The following is a 19051-nucleotide window of genomic DNA, read 5'->3' as shown; positions in this document are numbered from 1 at the left end:
TGTCGACTTGCCTCGTATCGTGATATATCACGGCAATTCCCATTATATCACAGACCGGACAGGGTGAACATCTTGTCGAAGGCCGTGCTTCTTACCCGAAGGATCCGCTGATTCTAGCAAAAATGTTTTGCGGCTTCCACGCCACAGACTCGCCTAGCACCATTCGTGAAGCATAGGTGTTTATCGTAAAGCCCGCTTGCAGTAAATATTCGGCAGCCGCCGTGTTATCTTCATGAAACGCCGCCGACTTGTGGCCTTCCATAGCCATGGCCCGTTGGAGCAAAGTGAATCCGGCTTCGGGAGAATCCGCGACAATCGGACCGAGTCCCCAAGGACTCCGCAAAAAGTATCCGCGAACGGCCCCGTCGTTCCCGTCCGTTACAACAAGACCTCCGGAAGCCTGCAGCTTCCGAAGCAGACTGGAGCGGTCCTCCCCGGATGCTTCCCGGTCCAGCCGTTCGATTGCAGGGAGGTCAGACGGGCTCAGCGGTCTGACCGGACCTTCCCTCACCGTTTGCAGCAGCTCGGATCCGCCCTTCATGAAGCAGTAGCGCCCCTGCACGGCGAAGCCGAGCTTCTCGTAAACGGGCTGCCCGAGCTCCGTAGCAATGAGCAGCAGAGTAGAACACCCCTGCTTATGAAGCTGCTCCATCACGGCTTCGGTTAGCAGAGTGCCGATCCCTTGTCCGCGCGCGCGCTGATCGACTATGATCGGTCCGACCCAGCCGGTCGCTCCCCAGTACGTCCCGTTGGCGGAGCCGACGATCCGTCCATCCTGCTCGGCTACTATAGAAGTACACGCCGGGTAGGTCAAATAGTAGGCAAACATCGCCCGGATATCCTTCCACCCTTCCGGCTGAATCGCCCCCAATGGCTCCAGATCGTTTGACCGCATTAGCCTGATACTTGTTTTCCCCATAGATGGAATCACCTCGTTTGGATTTCATCAAACTTTTCAAACAATCGAATAATTAATATTTATAAATAATTATGAATAATTATACATTGACTAGCCTTTATTTTCTAGCTTTTTCTGCAAACGATCGTTAGCTTTGAATGTCATCCACGGCTAGTATATGATAGAGCTATCTTTTCATTTTACTATAATCTGGAGGGACTCGCATGAACAATACCACGCCGGACATGAAGCCGGCCGTACCGATTCTGCGCATGTTCGACATCGATAAGACCAAGCAGTTTTACTTGGAATTTCTGGAGTTCCAGCTCGATTGGGAGCACCGGTTCGAGGAGGGGCTGCCGCTTTATATGCAAATTTCATGCGGAGGCTGCGTCCTTCATCTTTCGGAGCATTTCGGTGATTGCAGCCCGGGCGCTGCGATCCGGATTGAAACTACGCACGTCGAAGCTCTGCATTCCAGGCTTCTAGCCAAGCAATATAAGTATGCCCGGCCGGGACTGGAAACGGCGCCTTGGGGAAGCAAGGAAATCCGGCTTACCGACCCTTCCGGCAACCGGATTGTTATTTACGAGAACGTCAATTAAGCAAGGCTGCAGCTCACCGCCTCTCCTCCCTTCATGGGCCGGAGGGGCTTTTCTTGTTTCACCCCTCCGCCATGCGGGTACTAATTATCATGCAAGACAACCCAATGGAAAGGAGCGTGATGACCATGATCAGCTTGCTGATAACGATCATCATGGCGATTATCATCGGGGCTATCGGTTCCGCTATCGCTCCGGGCGGTATGCCGGGCGGCATTATCGGGTCGATGATTGCAGGCTTCGTCGGAGCTTGGCTCGGCGCCCTGCTGTTAGGAACATGGGGTCCTATCATCGGAGGCTTCGCAGTCGTACCGGCAATTATTGGAGCGGTTATTTTCGTTCTGCTGCTGACCTTGCTGTCGCGGACATTGAACGGCAAGCCTTCTTAAGACGGAAGGAGACCACCGCCATGCGGCGACGTATCCAATACAACGAGAGGCGTGCCCCGATTCGTCTGACATGAGGAGGACAGCGTCTAAAGGGATTCTCTTTGCTAGGACAGGCAATGACGCATCGCCAAAAAAGAGGACAGCCTTTCTTACGGCATGATGCTGACGCTGCAGGCCTGGCGAAGTTCAAACATTGCTTATGCAAGACACTATACAAAGGAGCTGATGACAATGGAAGCGACGGAAAGCAAACGCAATGACCTGCTGTTAGGGACAGTTATCGGAGGGGCGGCGGGGGCGCTGATCGCTCTCTTGCTTGCCCCCAAATCCGGGCGCGAGCTGCGCGAGGATTTGGTCAGCAAAGCCCAGAACCTTCAATCTAAGGGCCAGGAATGGCTGGAAATGGTCAAAACCAAAGCGGCCGATACGGTGGATGCCGTAAGCGAGCAAGGCTCGGAGCTCGTCGACAAGACCCGTCAGGTCGCCGAGCAGGCCGTCAGCTCCGCCCATAAGGCCGCTGACGAGGTAGCGGCTTCCGTGCATCGTGCGGCGGACCGCGCCGCCGATACCACGCACAAGGCGGCGGAGCAGACAGCCGATGCCGCCCATGAAACGCTCGACCGCGTAAAGCCGTTTCCTCGCGCGGACTAAAGTCCGGCTTGGCGATGGCGGCTTAAGCCTCGGCGAGACAACCAAAAAAGGGGATGTCCCTTGAGCAGAATCACTGCTTCTAGGGACATCCCCTTTGTATCCATTACGCCTTGACGAATACCGTCTTCGTCGCCGTGAAAAACTCGATCGCCGCTTGCCCCTGCTCGCGCGAGTGGGAGCTCGACTCCTTCATCCCGCCGAACGGCGCCTGCAGCTCCACGCCTGCGGTTTCGGCGTTGATGCGCACGAGTCCCGCGTCCATCTCGCGGATGAAAGCAAGCGCGTTGCCGATATCGCGGGTGTACAAGGAAGCGCTCAGGCCGAATTCGACGTCATTTGCCATCTGCAATGCCTCTTCCATTGAATCAACGGCCAGCAGCACGAGTACCGGGCCGAAGATTTCTTCCTGGGCGATAGCCATTCCCGTGGTCCCCTCGAACACAGTCGGCTCCACGAAATAGCCGTCCGCCAGCCCCGCAGCATCCGGTCTTTGACCGCCGCACAGCAATGTGGCTCCCTCGTCAACGCCTTTTTGAATGTAGCCCAACACTTTCTCCAGCTGCTTCTCATTCGCGCATGGCCCCATCCACGTTCCGGCCTCCATGCCGTCGCCTACCTTAATCGTTCGGATGGCCGCAAGCAGCTTTTCGCGGAACGCCTCGTATACCGGGCGCTCTACAATAACGCGGCTTGTTGCCGTACACTTTTGTCCGGTCGACTTCAATCCGCCGCTTATTGTAGCCTCAACCGCCTGATCGAGATCGGCATCGGCCGCAACGATAATCGGATTTTTGCCGCCCATCTCCAGCTGGTACTTCGCTCCGCGGGACAAAGCCGCTTGTCCGACCTTTTTGCCCGTTGCGTTGGAGCCTGTGAACGTGATCCCGTTGACCGCAGGATGCTCCACCAGCGCTTGGCCGAGAGCGGCTCCGTCTCCGGTTACCATATTAATGACACCGGCAGGAAGGCCCGCTTCTGCAAAGCATTCCACCAGCTTCGCAGCCGTAATGGACGTTTCCTGCGCAGGCTTGAATACGACCGTATTGCCGTAAATGAGCGCCGGAGCCATCTTCCATACCGGAATAGCGATCGGGAAGTTCCACGGCGTAATGACGCCGACAACCCCAAGCGGAACCCGCGTCGTGAACATGAGCGCCTCACTGTCCGTGGAAGGAATGACATCCCCCTGCTTGCGCATGCCTTCTCCGGCATAATAGCGCAAAATAGCGATGCCCCGCGCCGTTTCGCCTTTGGCCTCCGCGAACGTTTTGCCCATTTCCAGCGTCATCGTCTCGGCAATCTCATCGATTCTTCGCGCGATAGCGTCAGCGGTTTTGTACAAAAACTCGCCCCGCGCCGCGCCGGATAACCGCCGCCATGCAGGCATTGCCGATTGGGCCGCAGCAGCAGCCTGGTTCAGATCCTCGACTTCGGATAATTGCACATGCCCGATGATGTGATTGCGGTTAGCCGGATTGCGGCTCGCATCGGTACGGCCGCTGGATGCAGCGCTCCATTGCCCTTGAATATAGTTAAGATATGTCTGTGGTCCCGTCATGTCCCAACATCTCTCCTTATCCTGTAAATTCATCCATAGCCGCCAGCAGCGCCTTCACGTAGCCTATCGAATATGCCCAGCCGATATTGTCGCTCTTCCATCCTCCGATGGAGTGAGCCCATTTGCCGCTGGACGCCGATGCCTGCGCATCCCCCATCAAAGCAATATGGTCGGGATTGATGCATCCGTCGAACCGCACTTTCTTGAGCTCCAGCAAAATACGCGGCATGTTCATATCCCCGTCGTCAAGCATTGCTTCCTCGAAGGCGCCGGCCGTAGCCAGGCTTCCTCTAACATTTCGGAAATGACATAGGAAAATCCTGCCTTTGCGCCCAAATTGATGGATCTCATCCAGCACAAGCGGCGTGCCTCCGGCTTCTCCGCGGCTTCCTACGCAATAAATCAGCCCTACGTTTTTGCTTGGATACGCATCGATCAGCCGATGAAGACCCAAGCCGCCGAACGGCGTATTCGGATGCGGCGTATCCGAAGGATGCATCCCGAGCTTAATGTCGTACTCGTCCGCGATCGGAACGAGTAACGAATACACCTCGTTGAACTTCTCCCACCACCGGTCCAGCTGCTCCAATGACGGCGGCTCCTGCGCAACGCTGCGGCGAACGGTTTCCCCGCGGGACACCATCCCTCCCCGATGCACCGCCTTATAGCTTTCCGACAGCTGATCGAACACGTCGCCTGCGAGGCGCTGGCGGGCAATAGGAATTTTCGCCTCGCCAAACACCTTCATCGCTTGAGCGATATTCTCGAGCTGCTTTTCGGCGCCGGGCCGGTTCTGCATGAAATCTTCCGTCACATCGGGAAGCGTCACCCGGTTGATATCCATCCCCCAGGAGCGGATACGACGCTTCAGCTGAAGCAGCTTGTCCAAATCGGGGTAGCCCTGCTCTTGAACGCCCGGAAACGAGCCTCCCTTGCCGAAATCCACGCAATCCACGCCAAGCTGAACCATCTGCTGCAAATCTTTATCCGACAAATCGCACGTTTGAACCGTAATCGATACTTTCATCTATGGAAGAGCCTCCTGTGAACGCTCCGTCTGCATCGAACATCGAACCTTTGTCCCGCTAGCCATAGATGACCAACCGACACCGATGCAGACGTCACGTGAATGAGTAGTTGCCGCAACCTTTTTCCGCTATCTCTGTTTTCTCCGCTCTATTGGCATACTCCGATGCTTAACGCAGCTCGCTGCTTATCGGGCTCTTGGGCGGGAATAGCGTGTTGGCTCTAGTAACGAGCTTCTCCAGCTGGGCGTAATGCTCCTTCTCTACCTCCACCAATGGTGCACGGACCCTGCCTCCGATCGGAAGACCGACGATCTCCATGCCTGCCTTGATCAAGGAAACGGCATAGCCCTTACGAAGCTTTCTCACCTGATTGATAGGCAGAATCACTTCCCGGTACAGCACGTCGAGCAGCGACTTGTCGCCCTGAGCCAATGCATTGTAGTACATTCTCGAAATGTGAGGCAAATAGTTCGAAATCGCGGAGGAATACGAGCGGAAGCCCAAGCCTTTGTACGCAGGCATCGTCACCTCGGCGAAAGGCATGCCGTTCATCCAGTTCAGCCGGTCGCCGATCGTATGAACGAGCTCAATGTTCAATTCCATATTGCCGTGTCCGTCTTTAAACCCGATGATTTGCGGAATGGAAGCGAGTCTTTCCACGGTCTGCACGGTAAATACCGCATTATCCCGCTGGTACAAAATCGCTTGAAGCTCCGTGTGCTCGGCAATCGTTTTGTAATAGCGGTACAGCCCTTCCTGCTCGGGAACGATCAAGTAAGGAGGCAGAATCAGAATGCCGTCGGCTCCGCGGTCCGAAGCGATCTCCGTAAGCTCCAGCGCATGCTGAATATTCCCGCCGACACCGGCGAATACCGGAACGGAGCCGTTGGATGCAGAGACGGCGATATCGATCATCGTCTCGTATTCGCTGCGGCTGAGCGATTGAAACTCACCCGACCCTGCGCAAATAAAGATCGCATCCAGACCCGATTGGAGCAAAAAGTTGATGTTGGCCGCCAATGCTTGCTCGTCCAACCTGTTATTCTCGTCAAATGGCGTTATCGGAAATCCGAGTATGCCTTCCAAATTGTTAATCGTCTTATTCATTCCATCCACCCTGCCCTCTCATCAGCTTATTATTAAGAAAACGCTTTATACTTCTGATTGTATGAAATAAGGCACGGTGCTGTCTTTATAAATTGCCGCCGACTTTTTGCACATTTCCCCCGCAAACCCGCCTCATCCCTACTGCCGCATCGCTATGCTATAATGGAGGGAGCTTAACCGATAGTTCCATTGTTCGCGGCTCCAGGAGCCATAAGGAGGGGAAGGCATGATTCCGACGCCACTGACCTGTCAAAAAAGCAACCTGTATCTCAATCAGCATGCGACCCGGCTGGCCGCTCCGCCCGCTTCCTTCCTCGTTCATTACTGGGGCGGCAAGCCCCGGCATTTGGGCAACGATATGCATTCCCACTCGTTTCTCGAAATTTGCTATGTCGCCGACGGCGAAGGAATTTATATCAACAACGGCATAACTTATCCGCTGAAAAGAGGGACGCTCTACTGCTCGAAGCCGGGTAGCCAGCATCAAATCCAGAGCGATGACGGCATGTTGCTCCTGTTCGTCGCCTTCGATATTCTTCACGGGGAATCGGCTCCGGACATTGTCCGCATGTTTGAAACGATCACGAAATATCATCATTTGTTTATACCGGACGCCGAGGAAACCGCTCCTGTCCTTATATGGAAATCCATCCTCATCCAAGCCTCGGAAGTCAAAGCGCCGTATCCCGAGGTCATCAGCCAGCTTGCCCACTCCATGCTCATCACGGCGCTGTCTTTGTTTGCCGAACGCAGCAGCTATTCATCGCTGGACGCTGCGGAGGATCAAGTACCGCTATCGGGCTCCCTGCAAAAAGCGAAGGACTACATCCAGACCCACCTGTCCGGCAAGCTTGCCATCAAGGATGTAGCGGATGCGATCCATGTATCGGAACGCCAGCTGTCGCGCCTGCTGAGCACCGAGCTGCAGCAAACGTTTCCCGCCTGGGTGAGGACCGAGCGGCTGAAACGCGCGTCCTACCTGCTCGCTTACACGGATATGAGCATGGAGGATATTGCCCGGGAAACCGGCTTCGAAACGGTTCATTATTTTCACCGCGTATTTACCGATACGCTTCACAGCACCCCCGGGAAATTCCGCAAAAGCATAGCGAGCAAGGAGCTCGATACGAAGCTTATCAACGACTTTATGGGCACTCTCGTCAAGCCTCATCAGAAAACGTGACGTTAGCCCATCAACGCAAAGAATCCGGCAGGAGGCCCCGAAGGATCGGAGCCTTACCTGCCGGATGTTTTTTTGTTCAACAATAATTGCTGGATTTGGCGATCCCTCTTGCCCTGCATATCCGCCTCAAGCATCATCGCCGGGCCGCTTCCTCGATAATGAGCACCAGCTCCTCCGGCATCGTCTTCTTATAGAGCAGCAGACCTACATGTAGCCTCGGCCGGTCCGGCTTGACGAAATGCCCTTCCTCCAGATGGTAGCCCTTCAGTTTGGCGGCCGCATGCAGCTTACAGAACAGCTCTGCAGCTTGTATCGCTTCTTCCAGGCTTGGGAACGTTTCCAAAACATTCCCCTTTCCCAGAGGGTTCACTTGAGCCTGAATGGTGACCTGATACGTTTGCTTATCGGTCTCCCTTACCGAAACTTCGCTTCCTTCGCATGGGATGCTGTGCTTAACTGTCATGATAAACACCGCCTTTTTGTTCAATTGTCCGGTGACAAGCCTGCCCGCGCAGGCGGATGATTTCCCCTTTAGCGCCCCGGAGCGGGACGTTTGCCGCCTCCCGAGATGTGCTTATTCACCGTGTAGGTGAAGATACTGTTGATTACCCGCGGGAGCCGGGCTTGAAACAAGCGGGAGATGCCGTCCGTCACACAATATTGGAGTTTTTCTTCTTGCCCCGGATCAAATCGCCCGTCCACCCTTTCCATCGCAGCCATCCGTACATGAGACCCGATAGCAATATAATGAGAATCCCTAAGACAATGTAGCCGACGGGATTTTTGACACCCGGCAAATTCTCGAAGTTCATTCCCCACAAGGCGGCGAAGACAGTGGCAGGCGTACAAATAACGGTAAAAACCGTTAGCGTCTTCATGATCTCATTGCCGCGGTACGACGCGATATTTTCATCCATGGCCAAGAGCGACCTGACCTCATCGTTATAACGGTCAAGCCGCATCATCAGCCGTTCTACGCGCAAGGCGGTCGTGACGTAGCCATCCATTTGCTCCAGCTGCTCCCGTAAAAAAGCTTCCTTGGCTGCAATCAGCAGCTCCTCCAACGGAACGATCCGATGCTGCCAATGAACGAGATCGTACTGCCGCTCTATCAGCTGGTCGAGCAGCTGCGAATTGTTGAATTCGCGCATTTCTTGCTCCAGCCCCGTCAGCTGCTCCGCAAAGAGATCCAGCCCGTTCAAGCATACGATCGCAAGCTCGCCGAGAAGAGCGAACAGCCCTTCCACCGCCGTATTGCACCGCTGCAGCCTCTTGATCAGCTCGCTCTCCTCCAGCCCGTCCATCTTCTCGTAGTGCAGCCGGGAGGTGAACAAATGCCCGCCGTTCACGTAGAAAAACAACCGGTCGTCCCGGGTCTCCTTCCGGCTCGGGATGCCGCCGTACAGCAGCGATCCGTACAGAGCGCCGTTTCCTTCCTCCTGCGATCGGATGCGCGGGCTTTGCTGACGCTGCAGGTCGTCCTGCTGCAGGCAGTATACAAAATGCGGATGATCGACGCGCAGCTCCTCCCGCTCCATCGGCGTCAGCTCGCCGCAAACGTGCCATGTCCAGCCTTGAGGCATGCTGATCTGTCGAATCGTCATGGATATCCCTCCCTACCGCTACCGCTTCCGTATTTATCGGACTCTGAAATCCGCCATACACTCGCCGCCAAACAACAAAAACACGCCCTTTCGGACGTGCATTTGGCATCACTCATCTAGGCATCCGAAATTTCCCTGGACTCCGTGAAATATACTTTTAGCTTATCGATAGCCCGCTTCTGAATCCTCGATACGCTCATCTGCGAAACGTTCAGCTGCTCCGCTATCGTGCGCTGGGACTGGCCTTCGACATAGGCAAGGTGCAGCACCTGCTGTTCTTGAGTTTTCAGATGAGACAATGCATCCTCCAAATCGAGCTTGCGCTCCAGCTGCTGGAAATCATCCTTATCCTCGCTGAGCAAATCGCCTATCGTAGCCCCATTCTCCTCGGTGGACAAAGGCGTGTCCAAAGAAACGTAATGATAATACTCGCGGCCTGCCAATATTTCGATCGTTTCTTCTACGGACAACTCCACCTCCGCGGCAATCTCCTCCACATTGGGGGATCGCTCCAGCTTAACCGTAAGCATGTCGATCGCTCCTTGAATACGGCCGCTTTTCTCCTTGACCCGACGCGGCACCTGGACATACCAGGACTTGTCCCGCAAATAATTTTTCATATGGCCGATAATGCTCTTCATCATATAGGCTTCGAATTGGACGCCCTGCTCCGTATCGAATTGCTTGAACAGCCTCAGCATGGACATTTGTCCCACTTGGTATAAATCTTCATAGAGGTCCGGACGGTTGCGCGACATTTTGCCCGCAGCCATCTTGACCATCGGTTCAAATTGCAGCAGCAAAGTGGTAGCCACCTCGTTACAACCCGTTTCCTGATATTCAGCTATCAGTGCGTGGATATTGGACGCCGGTCTCTCTGAATTTAATTTCATACCATTTCCTCGCTTTTACTTAAACGTTTGGTCAATACGACCTCGGTTCCCCTCCCGCTCATCACATCCACTTCGTCCATCAGCGCTTGCATCAAATAAATGCCCAGCCCTCCGATATTCGCTTCTTCCAGCGACTTTTGGTGGAGAGAGCTCGCCTGCTGTGCTTTTTCTTCGTAATCGAAGCTTGCTCCTTCGTCCTTCACCGTAATGCGAATTCCGTTATCGAGCATGTCGAAGCGGATATCCATAGTGCCTGTATTCCCGGGCTCGTAAGCGTGGACGACAGCGTTGTTGCATGCTTCCGCCACAGCGACCTTCATATCCTCAATCTCCTCGTAAGTAAAACCGATTTTCGTACAAATCCCGTAGAGGGTCAACCGTACCAAATCGATAAATTCGGCTTCTGCAGGCAACGTCATACTTACTGTACGATTCTCCCAGTTCATATCTTCTCTTCTTTCCTTTCTAGTTCACCATATTCTTTGTTTCATCAATAAAGCGCGTCAGGCCCGTCATATCAAACAATCGTTTAATTTTGGCCGGCACTTCTTCGACGAGCATAGGCGCTTTCAGTACATGCCGTGCTTTGAGCAGCGACAAAATCACGCCGATCCCCGTACTGTCAATATATCCAAGCTCGCGCAAATTGAGCACCAATTGCCGTTGCGTATCCGCTACGAGCGGGTCGGCCGCAGAGCGGAACTCCGCCGCTTTGGAAAGATCGAGCTCACCCTTCAGATAAAATATATTGCTATCAGAAGTTACCTGTTTCTCTATCTCAAACGTATGCTGACGATTCATCCTTACTAACTCCTCCTTCAACCATTCCCATGTCCTAATTACAACCTTATTGTATCATTACCCTGCTGCCCGGCAACTGAAACAGCCCTTGATTATTTGACCGTTGGTGCTGCATGCTGCTGCCGCTGCTTGAGCTGCTGCCATAAATCCATTACAATCGGCGTCAGCTGCAGGGCTGCGGCTATTTTTTGGTTGAGCGGCTTGCGGGCTTCTTCAGTTACTTTCGTCTTGATCGTGTGCGCCACGGTCGTCGACGCCTGCTTCACCGAGGAGGTAATTTCCTCCACCGCTTCCCCTACCTGCTTCACCGAGTCAAAAGTCGGCTCCAGAGACTGCAGCTTATGCAGCACGTCGACCGTCACCTCATTCGTATGCTGCAGCAAATCCGTCGCTTGCTTGGACAAATCCTTCAAATCATACTGCAGCTCCCGGATCGTATTGTTCGTTTGGCCAAGCAGCGCCGACATCGAGCGCAAAGTGACGATAAGGAAGGCTACCAACACGACGAAAGCTAAGGCTATTACCGCTACGCTAATTTCAATGATCATAGTTTTTACCTCCTAAGAGTTTTTCGTAGAAAAACTTACTTCGTAAGCATTAGCTGGTTTTCGAAAAAACTTACTTCGTAAGCATTGGCTGAGTTTTTCGTAGAAAAACTTACTTCGTAAGCATTAGCTGGTTTTCGTAGAAAAACTTACTTCGTAAGCGAGCTTGTTGAGAAACCCGTAGAACGGAAAAAGCTGTAAGGGTATCCCGGTGGGGTACCTTCCTCAGCCGCTGTTGTTTTTCAGAAAATCTTTAATTTATCGCATTCTAGTGGTGCATTTTCTGAAAACAAAGGCGGTCGCTAACACTCTTCCAGGAGATACCCCACTTACCCCCTTAGTATTTTCTGAGAAATCAGGTTTCTCAACAGCCTGACTTACTTCGTAAGCTTGGCTAAGTTTTTCAAAGAAAAAACTTACTCCCATTAAGCATTGGCAAAGCAAGCTATACATGTTACTAAAATTTAGTGACATCAACATTTACTTAAGCTTATTATTCGAAATCCCGTCTTGCTGCTTCCTTGAAGGGCTATTACCCTCGAAGCGAGGGGGTGAAACCATGTTTCAGCACGATATCAGAGGGGGTAATGGTTGGCATCGGCGCTTCACCCAATCCAATCTGTGATGTAAAGGAGCGATGCGTTATGGAACCGTTAAAGAGTGTGGACATCGAGAAAAAAAATATCGAGAAAAAGTACGATCAAGGACTCGTCGCCTCGACTTTCATCAAATACACGGCATATATTGTTATCTTCTTCGGCTTTCTATACTTCATTGTGAAATATGTGTTCCCGAAATTTTAATCGCCGGACCGGCGGGCTGACTTGTCCTGCTTGATACAGACCCTTGTTCCTCGGCTTTCCGAAGACGGATGGCCTCCGGGACGGGGTCTTTTTTTGCGTAAAGAATCATTATCGTAGAGAGAAGGAGAAACGAATTTCGAAAGCGGTCATAGCAGGAAGGAAGCAATACATTAGTGGAGGAAAAGCTGCGGTCTTTCATTAGCGTTTTATCAGCGGGAAAGTATTGAAATCATTGGAAAAATACCGGAAGATAGGCATAATATGAAACCGCTGGACGGAGGTTTGGTTATGATCCTATGGATTAACGGTTCGTTTGGCTCCGGCAAGACGCAAACCGCACACGAGCTGCACCGAAGATTGCCCGATTCCTATGTATTTGATCCGGAGCACGCGGGCTACTATATTCGTAAAAATCTTCCCAAAGAAGCCATGCTCCAGAATGATTTTCAAAATTACCCGATGTGGCGCGAGATCAATTACACCATGCTGGCCTATATTCATCGGGAATATCAAGGGACCGTCATCGTTCCTATGACCGTTGTCAATCCGGTTTATTTCGAGGAGATCGTCGGCACCTTGAGGAATGACGGAGTCGTTGTGCACCATTTTGCGCTGTGCGCTTCCAAGGAGACGATATTAAAAAGGCTCCGCAGCAGAGGAGAAGGCCCGCAATCCTGGGCTGCACAGCAGATTGACCGGTGCCTCGACGGTTTATCCAGCGAAGTGTTCCGCCATCATCTCGATACGGAGAATCTGTCAGTGGAAGACAATGCCGCCGCTATCGCCTCTTTGGCAGGAGTGCAGCTGCAGCCGGATACCCGGGGCCGTATGAGAAAAGCGTATGACCGCGTAAAAACGCAGCTCCGGCATATCCGTTTTTAGAGCTTTTTTTGAGACACGGGTTATCCGTGCTGCAAGGGGTTGGGGGACGCGCCTATCGGACACTGGTTCCGCTATTTTGCCAAAATAACCTCATTTCTTGATGCCATCGGACAGAGAATCCGCTATTTGGTGAAATTCGCCAGGAAATTGCCCTCCGAGAGGCATATAACGGATCCTGTGTCCGATCATCGATGATTTTGGGCACAATAATGCAAAATAGCGGATCTACGGTCCGCTTACCCTCCAAATGGCGAACTACGAGACAACGCCGTCCCACATTACTTCATACGGCAACATGCTTAACTATAGTCTATCGAGCATTGAGTACTCACTTGCGGCCCCTGATCATGCATCACCCAACGCCACGTTCCCCCATCCACGCAAAAAAGCCGCAAATCCCATTAAGAATTTGCGGCCCTTTCATCATGAAGCTTATGATTGCTTCGTAAAATATAAATTCAAATCGTCGTCCGCGCGCACTTCGCTTCCCGGCACAACAGGCTGCTGATTGTACATCACGCCACGACCGTCCGGAATATAGCCCCGTTTGACATACATTCGCTGCGCGCTGCCGTAGCTGTCATACAGGCCGACTCCTATGCCTACGATCCCGTAACGGTCCAAGGCCAGCTGCTCCACAGCTTCCATCAGGGTGCTGCCGATCCCCTTTTTCCGCAAAGGCGGGATCACATTGAAATCGTTGATTTCAGGGATGCCCTGCTCCGTAAAGGGAGGGTAATGCGAGGTGACAAGCAAGTGCAGACTCCCCGCAAAAGCCCCGTCATAAAAAGCAAGCAGCGTCGTTCTAATATCGCGCTCGTTTTCATCCCAGCATCTTGCCACATAGTCCCTCGGTTTGCGAATTTCAAATTCGTTAAACACTCGATACACCATGTCGATATCGTCAGAAGTCATCCGCCTGATTTCAATCATTGTGACGTCCTCCCTTTTAGTCGAGCCATTTGTACTCATCATAACTCGAAAAGCACGAGGCCGTTAAGGGAAACTTTCGTTTATAATCGAACATTGAAAGGGACGGTTATCTTCCGCGCACCATCAACGGCCAGCTGCAAACCGCAGACGCCATCGTCTGTGTAAAGCACTCATCAAGCTTGGGCAGGCTGGGCGCCTTGACCTGTCTTTTTGACGATGCTCAATGCCATGAGGGCGGCAAAGAAGCAGACGAAGCCCGCTCCGATAAACGGAATGCTGTATGAGCCGAACCATTCTCTCATCATGCCTGCACCGTACGCCGCAGCCGAAGCTCCGATCTGGTGAGCTACGACAACCCAGCCGAAGATCATGCCCGCTTTCTCTTTGCCGAATTCCAGCGAAGCCAGCTTCACGGTCGGAGGCACCGTCGCAATCCAGTCCAAGCCATAGAAGATGCTGAAAACAAGCAGCTCCGTCGGCCCTGCGGACAAAGCATACGGCAGGAACAGCAGCGAAACGCCGCGCAGTCCGTAATACCAGAACAGCAGCTTGCGGCTATCGAACCGGTCGCTCAGCCAGCCGGACATGGTCGTGCCGACGAGATCGAACAGCCCCATGAGCGCCAGCAGGCCGGCTGCCATCACTTCCGGTATTCCGAAGTCGCCACAGGCCGGTATCAGGTGAGTGCCGATCAGGCCATTGGTGGAGAAGCCGCAAAAGAAGAACGTGCCCGCCAGCAGCCAAAACGTCTTGTTACTTAGTGCGCTGCGCAGAGCTTGAAGAGGTGTCAAAAAAATGCTCCCCTGGAACTTCTTCGGCTCCACTATCTCCTCCGTTCCGTACGGCGCCAGCCCCACGTCATACGGATGATCCCGCATCCATAGCAAGACCACGACAAACATAACGAGCAGGACGGCAACGGCGGTATAAATGGAAAATCTCCAACCCGCTTCCACCATAATTTTGGCTAGCAGCGGCAAGAACAGCAATTGGCCGGTCGCGGCACTGGCGGTAAGCAGCCCCACTACCAGACCTCTCCGCTGAACGAACCAGTGATTCGTCACCGTAACGCCCAGTACGTTCGCCATCATCCCTGTGGCCAGCCCCGAAACGACGCCCCACAAAAGCTCGAACTGCCATAAAGAGGTCATCATCGGAGTTAGTGCCAGACTTGCAGCAAGGACGAACAAGGATGCGGCCACGATCCTTCGAATCCCGAATTTCTCCAGCAGCGCCGCCGAGAAAGGCCCCGTGAGCCCGTATAAAAAAATACCGACCGAAATGACGGCGGATATGCCTCCGCGGTTCCATCCGAATTCTTTTTCAAATGGCAGCATCAAAATGCTCGGCATGGAACGAATCCCTGCGGAAACGAGCAGAGTGACAAAGGTAATAAGGACGACAATCCATCCGTAATACAATTTCGACTTTGCACCTTGTGCATTCATAACCTGATCACTCCACTTTCCACCATTATATTTTGTTTGTACATACAATAGTTATGAAAGAAGAACAGCATTAATTCTTCTCCAGCTGCTCGCTTGCCGACTCGATGTTAATCCCCAGCTGCTTGGCGAAGTCCGATCCCAATATCGTCTCATATCGCTGATGCAGCCGTTTCGATGCCGCCCGGATTGTCTCTTCCAATTGTTCTCCCTTAGGCGTCGGATAGACGTGCACGGTTTTCCCCTGCCCTTTCCGTTCCACGAGCTGCTTACCTTCCAGTTTGTCGATAAATCGGGTCAAGGTTGAAGGTGTAATCGACAGCTTCTTGGACAGCTCTTTCTGCGAAATACCCGGCGCCCCGTTGACGAGACGGATAAGATAGCCGTACATAGGCGTTAATCCGGTAGGTGCGAATTCCTCTTCCGCCATCTTCGTAATGGCCCGCCCCAGCCGGTTGGCAGTGAAAAACAAACAATCGTGAAGGAAGCTATCGTTCATGTCCGGAACCTCCTTTTCTCTTATTTTGTATGTACAACTAATATATCCGACGATAGTGACTCGTGTCAACAGGTTATCAAAAATAAGTTTCCACACCAATTTGAAAAAAAAAGCCTTGCTCCGAATATCGAAGCAAGACTGGATTTTTTAGTAAGCCAATGTGAAAAGACCGTTGATGTGAGACAGGTAACGCATGTTGCTCGCTTCTTTCATCAAAGTCGCAGGCAAGCCTTTCAAGCGGGTTTGGTTCGCACCGATCGTTCCGATCCCGTCTTTGCGGCCAAGGCTCGCAAGCGTACCGGAGAACACAGGAGTGAACTCTTGCTTAGGTCCGTTGTTGAAATAAGCGAAGATGTTGTAGCCGACCGTTTCGCCCATTTGCCAAGCCAATTGTGCGGTTGGAGGATATGGACGGCCTTCTTTGCCCATAACTACCGCGCTGTCGCCGGCAAGGAACACATCCGGATGCGATGTCGATTGCATGAATTCCGTAACCGTTGCACGGCCGCGGTTGACTTCGATACCACAGTTCGCAACAACCGAGTTGCCTTGAACTCCGCCTGTCCAAACCAGTGTGTTCGTATCGATGGCACTGCCGTCTTTCAAGGAAACCGTAGTTTCCGACATTTCTGTAATCGCTACGCCGGTCAGGAATTTGACGCCGCGTTTTTCAAGGCTCGTTTGAGCACGCTCAACCAATTCTGGAGCAAAGCCAGCCAGGATGGAAGGACCTGCTTCTACACAGTACAGGGAAATTTCGTTGAAATCGATCCCTTTGCTGCGGCACAGGCCAGGAAGCATATCGGCGAATTCGCCCACGAGCTCGATACCTGTCAAACCGCCGCCGCCTACAACGAAGGTTGCATCGGCTTTGTCTTTGGTTTTGCTGTACGCGTCGATACGAGCTTCTACATGAGCGCGCAGACGGTTCGCATCATCCGCAGATTTCAGAATGAAGCTGTTTTCCTGCAAGCCAGGAATGCCGAAGAATGCCGTTTCGCTGCCGAGAGCAACGACAAGCACGTCGTATTCGAACGTTTTGCCGCTTTTCAGCAGCACGTTTTTTTGGTCCGGACGAATCGTTTCTACTGTATCGATAACCAGGTTCACGTCTTTGCCGCGAAGCAGCTTTTCCAAAGGAAGAGCTACCGCTTTCTCAGCCAAATTGCCTGCAGCCAGACGGTGAAGCTCTGTAATGATTTGATGCGTAGGGAAGCGGTTGACAACCGTAATCGTCGCTTCTTCCGCGTTCATGTATTTACGCGCCGTCAAAGCAGTCAACAATCCGCCGTAGCCGCCGCCTAGAATTAATATTTGCTTGGACATTGTAATCCTCCGTTCTATGTCGATCCGCTAATTAGTGCTGTTCTTTTTGTTCGCGACGCTCAGCCATAACATCCAGGAACGCTTGGGATACCTGAAGCATCTTTTGAACCTGAGGGTCTTTCAGCATTCTAAGAATACCGAACAATCCGATCGAAGTCGTTTGAGCCGTTTGAACACGGTCGTTAGCCTCGATAGCTGCCGAAGCGATGCCTTTGGCACTATCCGAAATCGGCTTAACGAATTCTTCCATACCGCCTTTGATATCGTCGATCAGTACTTGGTCCGTCACCACATTTTGGACGACATCATAGGTTTTGGTAAGAATCGTAACCAGCTCCGCTAATTTAGGCAGGTTTTCAACCAGAATCGTGAGCGATTGCTGTACCTCAGGCTTCATCAGTTGGTCGAGTACATCGATGGTTTCCCGTGTTTCCCGAGTGATCGTTTGTGTTGCTTCTGACATAAGAAAACGTCCTCCTTTACTTTGAGATAGAAAACCGCCAGTGTCTGTTTACCTGTTCCATGTTTAGCTTTTCCGTCCCAAAGAGATTTATGAATCATTGGGTATCAGCCCAAATGTAACTTTTTTCACAAGTGCGGGAAAGAGTATCCCACATATCCTTGCGCATAGAACAGGTGACAAACGGAATCCTATGTAGCTTCTATTATACTCCTCCTTCACCAATTAGAAAAAAGCAATTTTCGACAATTGTGAACAATCTGAGAACGTTTTTGGTTGATTTACCGTTTTTAGGACAGCTTTTCTTAGAGTAGGACCGAATTGCTTCCAAATTCAAGCGGCTTTCTAGGCAAAAAAACAAACAATGATCGGACTAATCCGAATCATTGTTCGATATTCTCTATTTTTGAGCTATGCACCGGGAGAAACTGTGCCGGTCGGCTTCTTCGTAAATCCGGCTAAGCGTATCGTAGAGACTCCCCTGTAGCGTGGCAAAGGCGCCATCAAGGCCTTTCAACTCCGACGGCCAGGGTGACATTGATTCCCGCCCGCGTTAATAACGCGGCCAGGCGCATACAAAATCCTCGCTCCTACAGCAGCTCCCATTGCAATCGCACGAACACCTCGGGCACTCTACAACTTTACACAGCCGTCGCTCTGCTTCAGGTGACCTATGACTCTGCTTGCCCGTCGTCGATGCCATGCCTCTGGCGCTATATGCCTCCGCTCGGAAGTCGACTATGTCATGAGCGCGCATCCACTCTGCTCAGCTGTCGCCCTATGCATCGAGCGCCTTTAGGCCTCCGCATGGCTGTCGATTATGTCAAGGGCGCTGCGCTTCTGCCCCGCAATCAGCCCAACGGCTTTTTATGCTTAGGCTTCAATTCCGGCATATCCATGACCGCGGCGACATGGCAGAGCATCCCGTTGGCCAAAAACGTGCTAACCTCTACCTCCGGATCAGAAACGCCCGCTTCCCGAAACCGCTCCAACACCATGTTGCGAACTTTGCTCAGCCCTTCGCGAGTCGCCTGGCGGATCGGCTCGTCCCGGATCCCCTGCGCCTGCACCTGCAGGACGATCTCGTGATGGTGCGTCTCCATCAGCTGCTCATAGACGCGGATCATCTCTAACACAAGCCGATCGGGAGGAGCATGCACCTGTGTAAAGCTGGCAAGCGTCCGTTCGAACGCACGGTCAAGCGCGACGATGAACAGCTCCTCCTTATTCTTGAACAGCTTGAATACATAAGGCTGAGAGATGCCGACCTTTTCGGCGATTTGCGCAGTCGTTGTACTGTAATAACCGTAGTCCGCAAAAACCTGGACCGCCGCTTCCAATATTTCCTCCCTGCGGGAAGCTAGCAGCGGACTATCTGGCTTGCTTTTTTTTTGTACGGGTGGTCTGGCCATAGCGATTCATTCTCCTTCCTATCGTTGAAAAC

At 52.5% G+C, this 19051-nt stretch carries 22 protein-coding genes; 6 read left to right on the top strand and 16 right to left on the bottom strand.

The genetic code is table 11. The annotated features are described in order from the left end of the window. Positions 1-91: 91 nt before the first annotated feature. Positions 92-919 carry a GNAT family N-acetyltransferase gene (locus DVH26_RS04475; protein WP_239631551.1) on the bottom strand — a complete coding sequence of 276 codons (828 nt, stop codon included), beginning with the start codon at positions 917-919 and terminating at the stop codon, positions 92-94. Positions 920-1122: 203 nt separating this feature from the next. On the opposite strand from DVH26_RS04475, the gene DVH26_RS04470 reads away from it, so the two are divergent. The 3 genes from DVH26_RS04470 (at position 1123) to DVH26_RS04460 (ending at position 2540) form a co-directional block, all read left to right on the top strand. Further along, positions 1123-1503: a glyoxalase superfamily protein gene (locus DVH26_RS04470; RefSeq protein ID WP_239631549.1), complete on the top strand. Its 381-nt coding sequence runs from the start codon at positions 1123-1125 to the stop codon at positions 1501-1503. Positions 1504-1628: 125 nt separating this feature from the next. Continuing rightward, entirely contained in the window at positions 1629-1889 is a 261-nt protein-coding gene (locus DVH26_RS04465; RefSeq protein WP_239631547.1) for a GlsB/YeaQ/YmgE family stress response membrane protein, read from the top strand. Between the two features lie 231 nt (positions 1890-2120). Beyond that, positions 2121-2540: a YtxH domain-containing protein gene (locus DVH26_RS04460; RefSeq protein WP_239631545.1), complete on the top strand. Its 420-nt coding sequence runs from the start codon at positions 2121-2123 to the stop codon at positions 2538-2540. A gap of 103 nt (positions 2541-2643) precedes the next feature. Here DVH26_RS04460 and gucD read toward each other — a convergent pair whose 3' ends face one another. The 3 genes from gucD to kdgD form a co-directional block, all read right to left on the bottom strand. After that, positions 2644-4098 (bottom strand): alpha-ketoglutaric semialdehyde dehydrogenase GucD, encoded by a 1455-nt coding sequence (gene gucD / locus DVH26_RS04455; RefSeq protein ID WP_239631542.1) that lies wholly within the window; start codon positions 4096-4098, stop codon positions 2644-2646. A gap of 16 nt (positions 4099-4114) precedes the next feature. Next, positions 4115-5125, bottom strand: a complete 1011-nt coding sequence (locus tag DVH26_RS04450) for a mannonate dehydratase (RefSeq protein ID WP_239631539.1) — start codon at positions 5123-5125, stop codon at positions 4115-4117. Between the two features lie 169 nt (positions 5126-5294). After that, on the bottom strand, positions 5295-6233 hold the full coding sequence (gene kdgD / locus DVH26_RS04445; protein ID WP_239631537.1) for a 5-dehydro-4-deoxyglucarate dehydratase: 939 nt from the start codon (positions 6231-6233) through the stop codon (positions 5295-5297). A 226-nt stretch (positions 6234-6459) separates the two neighbouring features. On the opposite strand from kdgD, the gene DVH26_RS04440 reads away from it, so the two are divergent. After that, positions 6460-7416 (top strand): helix-turn-helix domain-containing protein, encoded by a 957-nt coding sequence (locus DVH26_RS04440; RefSeq protein WP_239631533.1) that lies wholly within the window; start codon positions 6460-6462, stop codon positions 7414-7416. Between the two features lie 133 nt (positions 7417-7549). Here the strand turns inward: DVH26_RS04440 and DVH26_RS04435 are convergent, their stop codons facing one another. The 6 genes from DVH26_RS04435 to DVH26_RS04410 form a co-directional block, all read right to left on the bottom strand. After that, on the bottom strand, positions 7550-7879 hold the full coding sequence (locus DVH26_RS04435; RefSeq protein WP_239631531.1) for a hypothetical protein: 330 nt from the start codon (positions 7877-7879) through the stop codon (positions 7550-7552). 187 nt (positions 7880-8066) lie between these two features. Further along, the gene (locus DVH26_RS04430; protein ID WP_239631528.1) at positions 8067-9020 is read right to left on the bottom strand and encodes a magnesium transporter CorA family protein; all 954 of its coding nucleotides are present in this window, start codon (positions 9018-9020) and stop codon (positions 8067-8069) included. 116 nt (positions 9021-9136) lie between these two features. Then, a complete protein-coding gene (locus DVH26_RS04425) occupies positions 9137-9913 on the bottom strand; it encodes a sigma-70 family RNA polymerase sigma factor (protein ID WP_239631526.1) in 777 nt (258 codons plus the stop codon). After that, a complete protein-coding gene (rsbW, locus tag DVH26_RS04420) occupies positions 9910-10359 on the bottom strand; it encodes an anti-sigma B factor RsbW (protein WP_239631523.1) in 450 nt (149 codons plus the stop codon). Before rsbW ends, DVH26_RS04425 begins: the two co-directional genes overlap by 4 nt. A gap of 19 nt (positions 10360-10378) precedes the next feature. Beyond that, the gene (locus DVH26_RS04415; RefSeq protein ID WP_239631521.1) at positions 10379-10714 is read right to left on the bottom strand and encodes an STAS domain-containing protein; all 336 of its coding nucleotides are present in this window, start codon (positions 10712-10714) and stop codon (positions 10379-10381) included. Positions 10715-10806: 92 nt separating this feature from the next. Further along, on the bottom strand, positions 10807-11262 hold the full coding sequence (locus DVH26_RS04410) for a DUF948 domain-containing protein (protein WP_239631519.1): 456 nt from the start codon (positions 11260-11262) through the stop codon (positions 10807-10809). A 641-nt stretch (positions 11263-11903) separates the two neighbouring features. On the opposite strand from DVH26_RS04410, the gene DVH26_RS04405 reads away from it, so the two are divergent. After that, on the top strand, positions 11904-12062 hold the full coding sequence (locus DVH26_RS04405) for a hypothetical protein (protein ID WP_239631517.1): 159 nt from the start codon (positions 11904-11906) through the stop codon (positions 12060-12062). Between the two features lie 288 nt (positions 12063-12350). After that, positions 12351-12944, top strand: a complete 594-nt coding sequence (locus DVH26_RS04400; protein WP_239631515.1) for an AAA family ATPase — start codon at positions 12351-12353, stop codon at positions 12942-12944. Positions 12945-13376: 432 nt separating this feature from the next. On the opposite strand, the gene DVH26_RS04395 is transcribed toward DVH26_RS04400, so the two are convergent. The 6 genes from DVH26_RS04395 to DVH26_RS04370 form a co-directional block, all read right to left on the bottom strand. After that, on the bottom strand, positions 13377-13877 hold the full coding sequence (locus DVH26_RS04395) for a GNAT family N-acetyltransferase (RefSeq protein WP_239631512.1): 501 nt from the start codon (positions 13875-13877) through the stop codon (positions 13377-13379). 173 nt (positions 13878-14050) lie between these two features. Continuing rightward, positions 14051-15325, bottom strand: coding sequence for an MFS transporter (locus DVH26_RS04390; protein WP_239631510.1), 1275 nt, complete (start codon positions 15323-15325; stop codon positions 14051-14053). A 70-nt stretch (positions 15326-15395) separates the two neighbouring features. Further along, entirely contained in the window at positions 15396-15821 is a 426-nt protein-coding gene (locus DVH26_RS04385) for a MarR family winged helix-turn-helix transcriptional regulator (protein WP_239631508.1), read from the bottom strand. 147 nt (positions 15822-15968) lie between these two features. Continuing rightward, positions 15969-17147: an NAD(P)/FAD-dependent oxidoreductase gene (locus tag DVH26_RS04380; protein WP_239631506.1), complete on the bottom strand. Its 1179-nt coding sequence runs from the start codon at positions 17145-17147 to the stop codon at positions 15969-15971. 31 nt (positions 17148-17178) lie between these two features. Then, positions 17179-17610, bottom strand: coding sequence for a helical membrane plugin domain-containing protein (locus tag DVH26_RS04375; protein ID WP_239631504.1), 432 nt, complete (start codon positions 17608-17610; stop codon positions 17179-17181). 848 nt (positions 17611-18458) lie between these two features. Beyond that, entirely contained in the window at positions 18459-19019 is a 561-nt protein-coding gene (locus DVH26_RS04370) for a TetR/AcrR family transcriptional regulator (RefSeq protein ID WP_239631502.1), read from the bottom strand. Between the last annotated feature and the right edge of the window lie 32 nt (positions 19020-19051).

Source organism: Paenibacillus sp. H1-7, assembly GCF_022354825.1.
Classification (GTDB): domain Bacteria; phylum Bacillota; class Bacilli; order Paenibacillales; family NBRC-103111; genus Paenibacillus_S.
This window is presented reverse-complemented; position numbering and strand designations above follow the sequence as displayed.

Excerpts from the sequence above, each read along its gene's own strand:
- DVH26_RS04475 (WP_239631551.1), bottom strand. The coding sequence starts at position 919 with ATGGGGAAAACAAGTATCAGGCTAATGCGGTCAAACGATCTGGAGCCA.
- DVH26_RS04470 (WP_239631549.1), top strand. The coding sequence starts at position 1,123 with ATGAACAATACCACGCCGGACATGAAGCCGGCCGTACCGATTCTGCGC.
- DVH26_RS04465 (WP_239631547.1), top strand. The coding sequence starts at position 1,629 with ATGATCAGCTTGCTGATAACGATCATCATGGCGATTATCATCGGGGCT.
- DVH26_RS04460 (WP_239631545.1), top strand. The coding sequence starts at position 2,121 with ATGGAAGCGACGGAAAGCAAACGCAATGACCTGCTGTTAGGGACAGTT.
- gucD (WP_239631542.1), bottom strand. The coding sequence starts at position 4,098 with ATGACGGGACCACAGACATATCTTAACTATATTCAAGGGCAATGGAGC.
- DVH26_RS04450 (WP_239631539.1), bottom strand. The coding sequence starts at position 5,125 with ATGAAAGTATCGATTACGGTTCAAACGTGCGATTTGTCGGATAAAGAT.
- kdgD (WP_239631537.1), bottom strand. The coding sequence starts at position 6,233 with ATGAATAAGACGATTAACAATTTGGAAGGCATACTCGGATTTCCGATA.
- DVH26_RS04440 (WP_239631533.1), top strand. The coding sequence starts at position 6,460 with ATGATTCCGACGCCACTGACCTGTCAAAAAAGCAACCTGTATCTCAAT.
- DVH26_RS04435 (WP_239631531.1), bottom strand. The coding sequence starts at position 7,879 with ATGACAGTTAAGCACAGCATCCCATGCGAAGGAAGCGAAGTTTCGGTA.
- DVH26_RS04430 (WP_239631528.1), bottom strand. The coding sequence starts at position 9,020 with ATGACGATTCGACAGATCAGCATGCCTCAAGGCTGGACATGGCACGTT.
- DVH26_RS04425 (WP_239631526.1), bottom strand. The coding sequence starts at position 9,913 with ATGAAATTAAATTCAGAGAGACCGGCGTCCAATATCCACGCACTGATA.
- rsbW (WP_239631523.1), bottom strand. The coding sequence starts at position 10,359 with ATGAACTGGGAGAATCGTACAGTAAGTATGACGTTGCCTGCAGAAGCC.
- DVH26_RS04415 (WP_239631521.1), bottom strand. The coding sequence starts at position 10,714 with ATGAATCGTCAGCATACGTTTGAGATAGAGAAACAGGTAACTTCTGAT.
- DVH26_RS04410 (WP_239631519.1), bottom strand. The coding sequence starts at position 11,262 with ATGATCATTGAAATTAGCGTAGCGGTAATAGCCTTAGCTTTCGTCGTG.
- DVH26_RS04405 (WP_239631517.1), top strand. The coding sequence starts at position 11,904 with ATGGAACCGTTAAAGAGTGTGGACATCGAGAAAAAAAATATCGAGAAA.
- DVH26_RS04400 (WP_239631515.1), top strand. The coding sequence starts at position 12,351 with ATGATCCTATGGATTAACGGTTCGTTTGGCTCCGGCAAGACGCAAACC.
- DVH26_RS04395 (WP_239631512.1), bottom strand. The coding sequence starts at position 13,877 with ATGATTGAAATCAGGCGGATGACTTCTGACGATATCGACATGGTGTAT.
- DVH26_RS04390 (WP_239631510.1), bottom strand. The coding sequence starts at position 15,325 with ATGAATGCACAAGGTGCAAAGTCGAAATTGTATTACGGATGGATTGTC.
- DVH26_RS04385 (WP_239631508.1), bottom strand. The coding sequence starts at position 15,821 with ATGAACGATAGCTTCCTTCACGATTGTTTGTTTTTCACTGCCAACCGG.
- DVH26_RS04380 (WP_239631506.1), bottom strand. The coding sequence starts at position 17,147 with ATGTCCAAGCAAATATTAATTCTAGGCGGCGGCTACGGCGGATTGTTG.
- DVH26_RS04375 (WP_239631504.1), bottom strand. The coding sequence starts at position 17,610 with ATGTCAGAAGCAACACAAACGATCACTCGGGAAACACGGGAAACCATC.
- DVH26_RS04370 (WP_239631502.1), bottom strand. The coding sequence starts at position 19,019 with ATGGCCAGACCACCCGTACAAAAAAAAAGCAAGCCAGATAGTCCGCTG.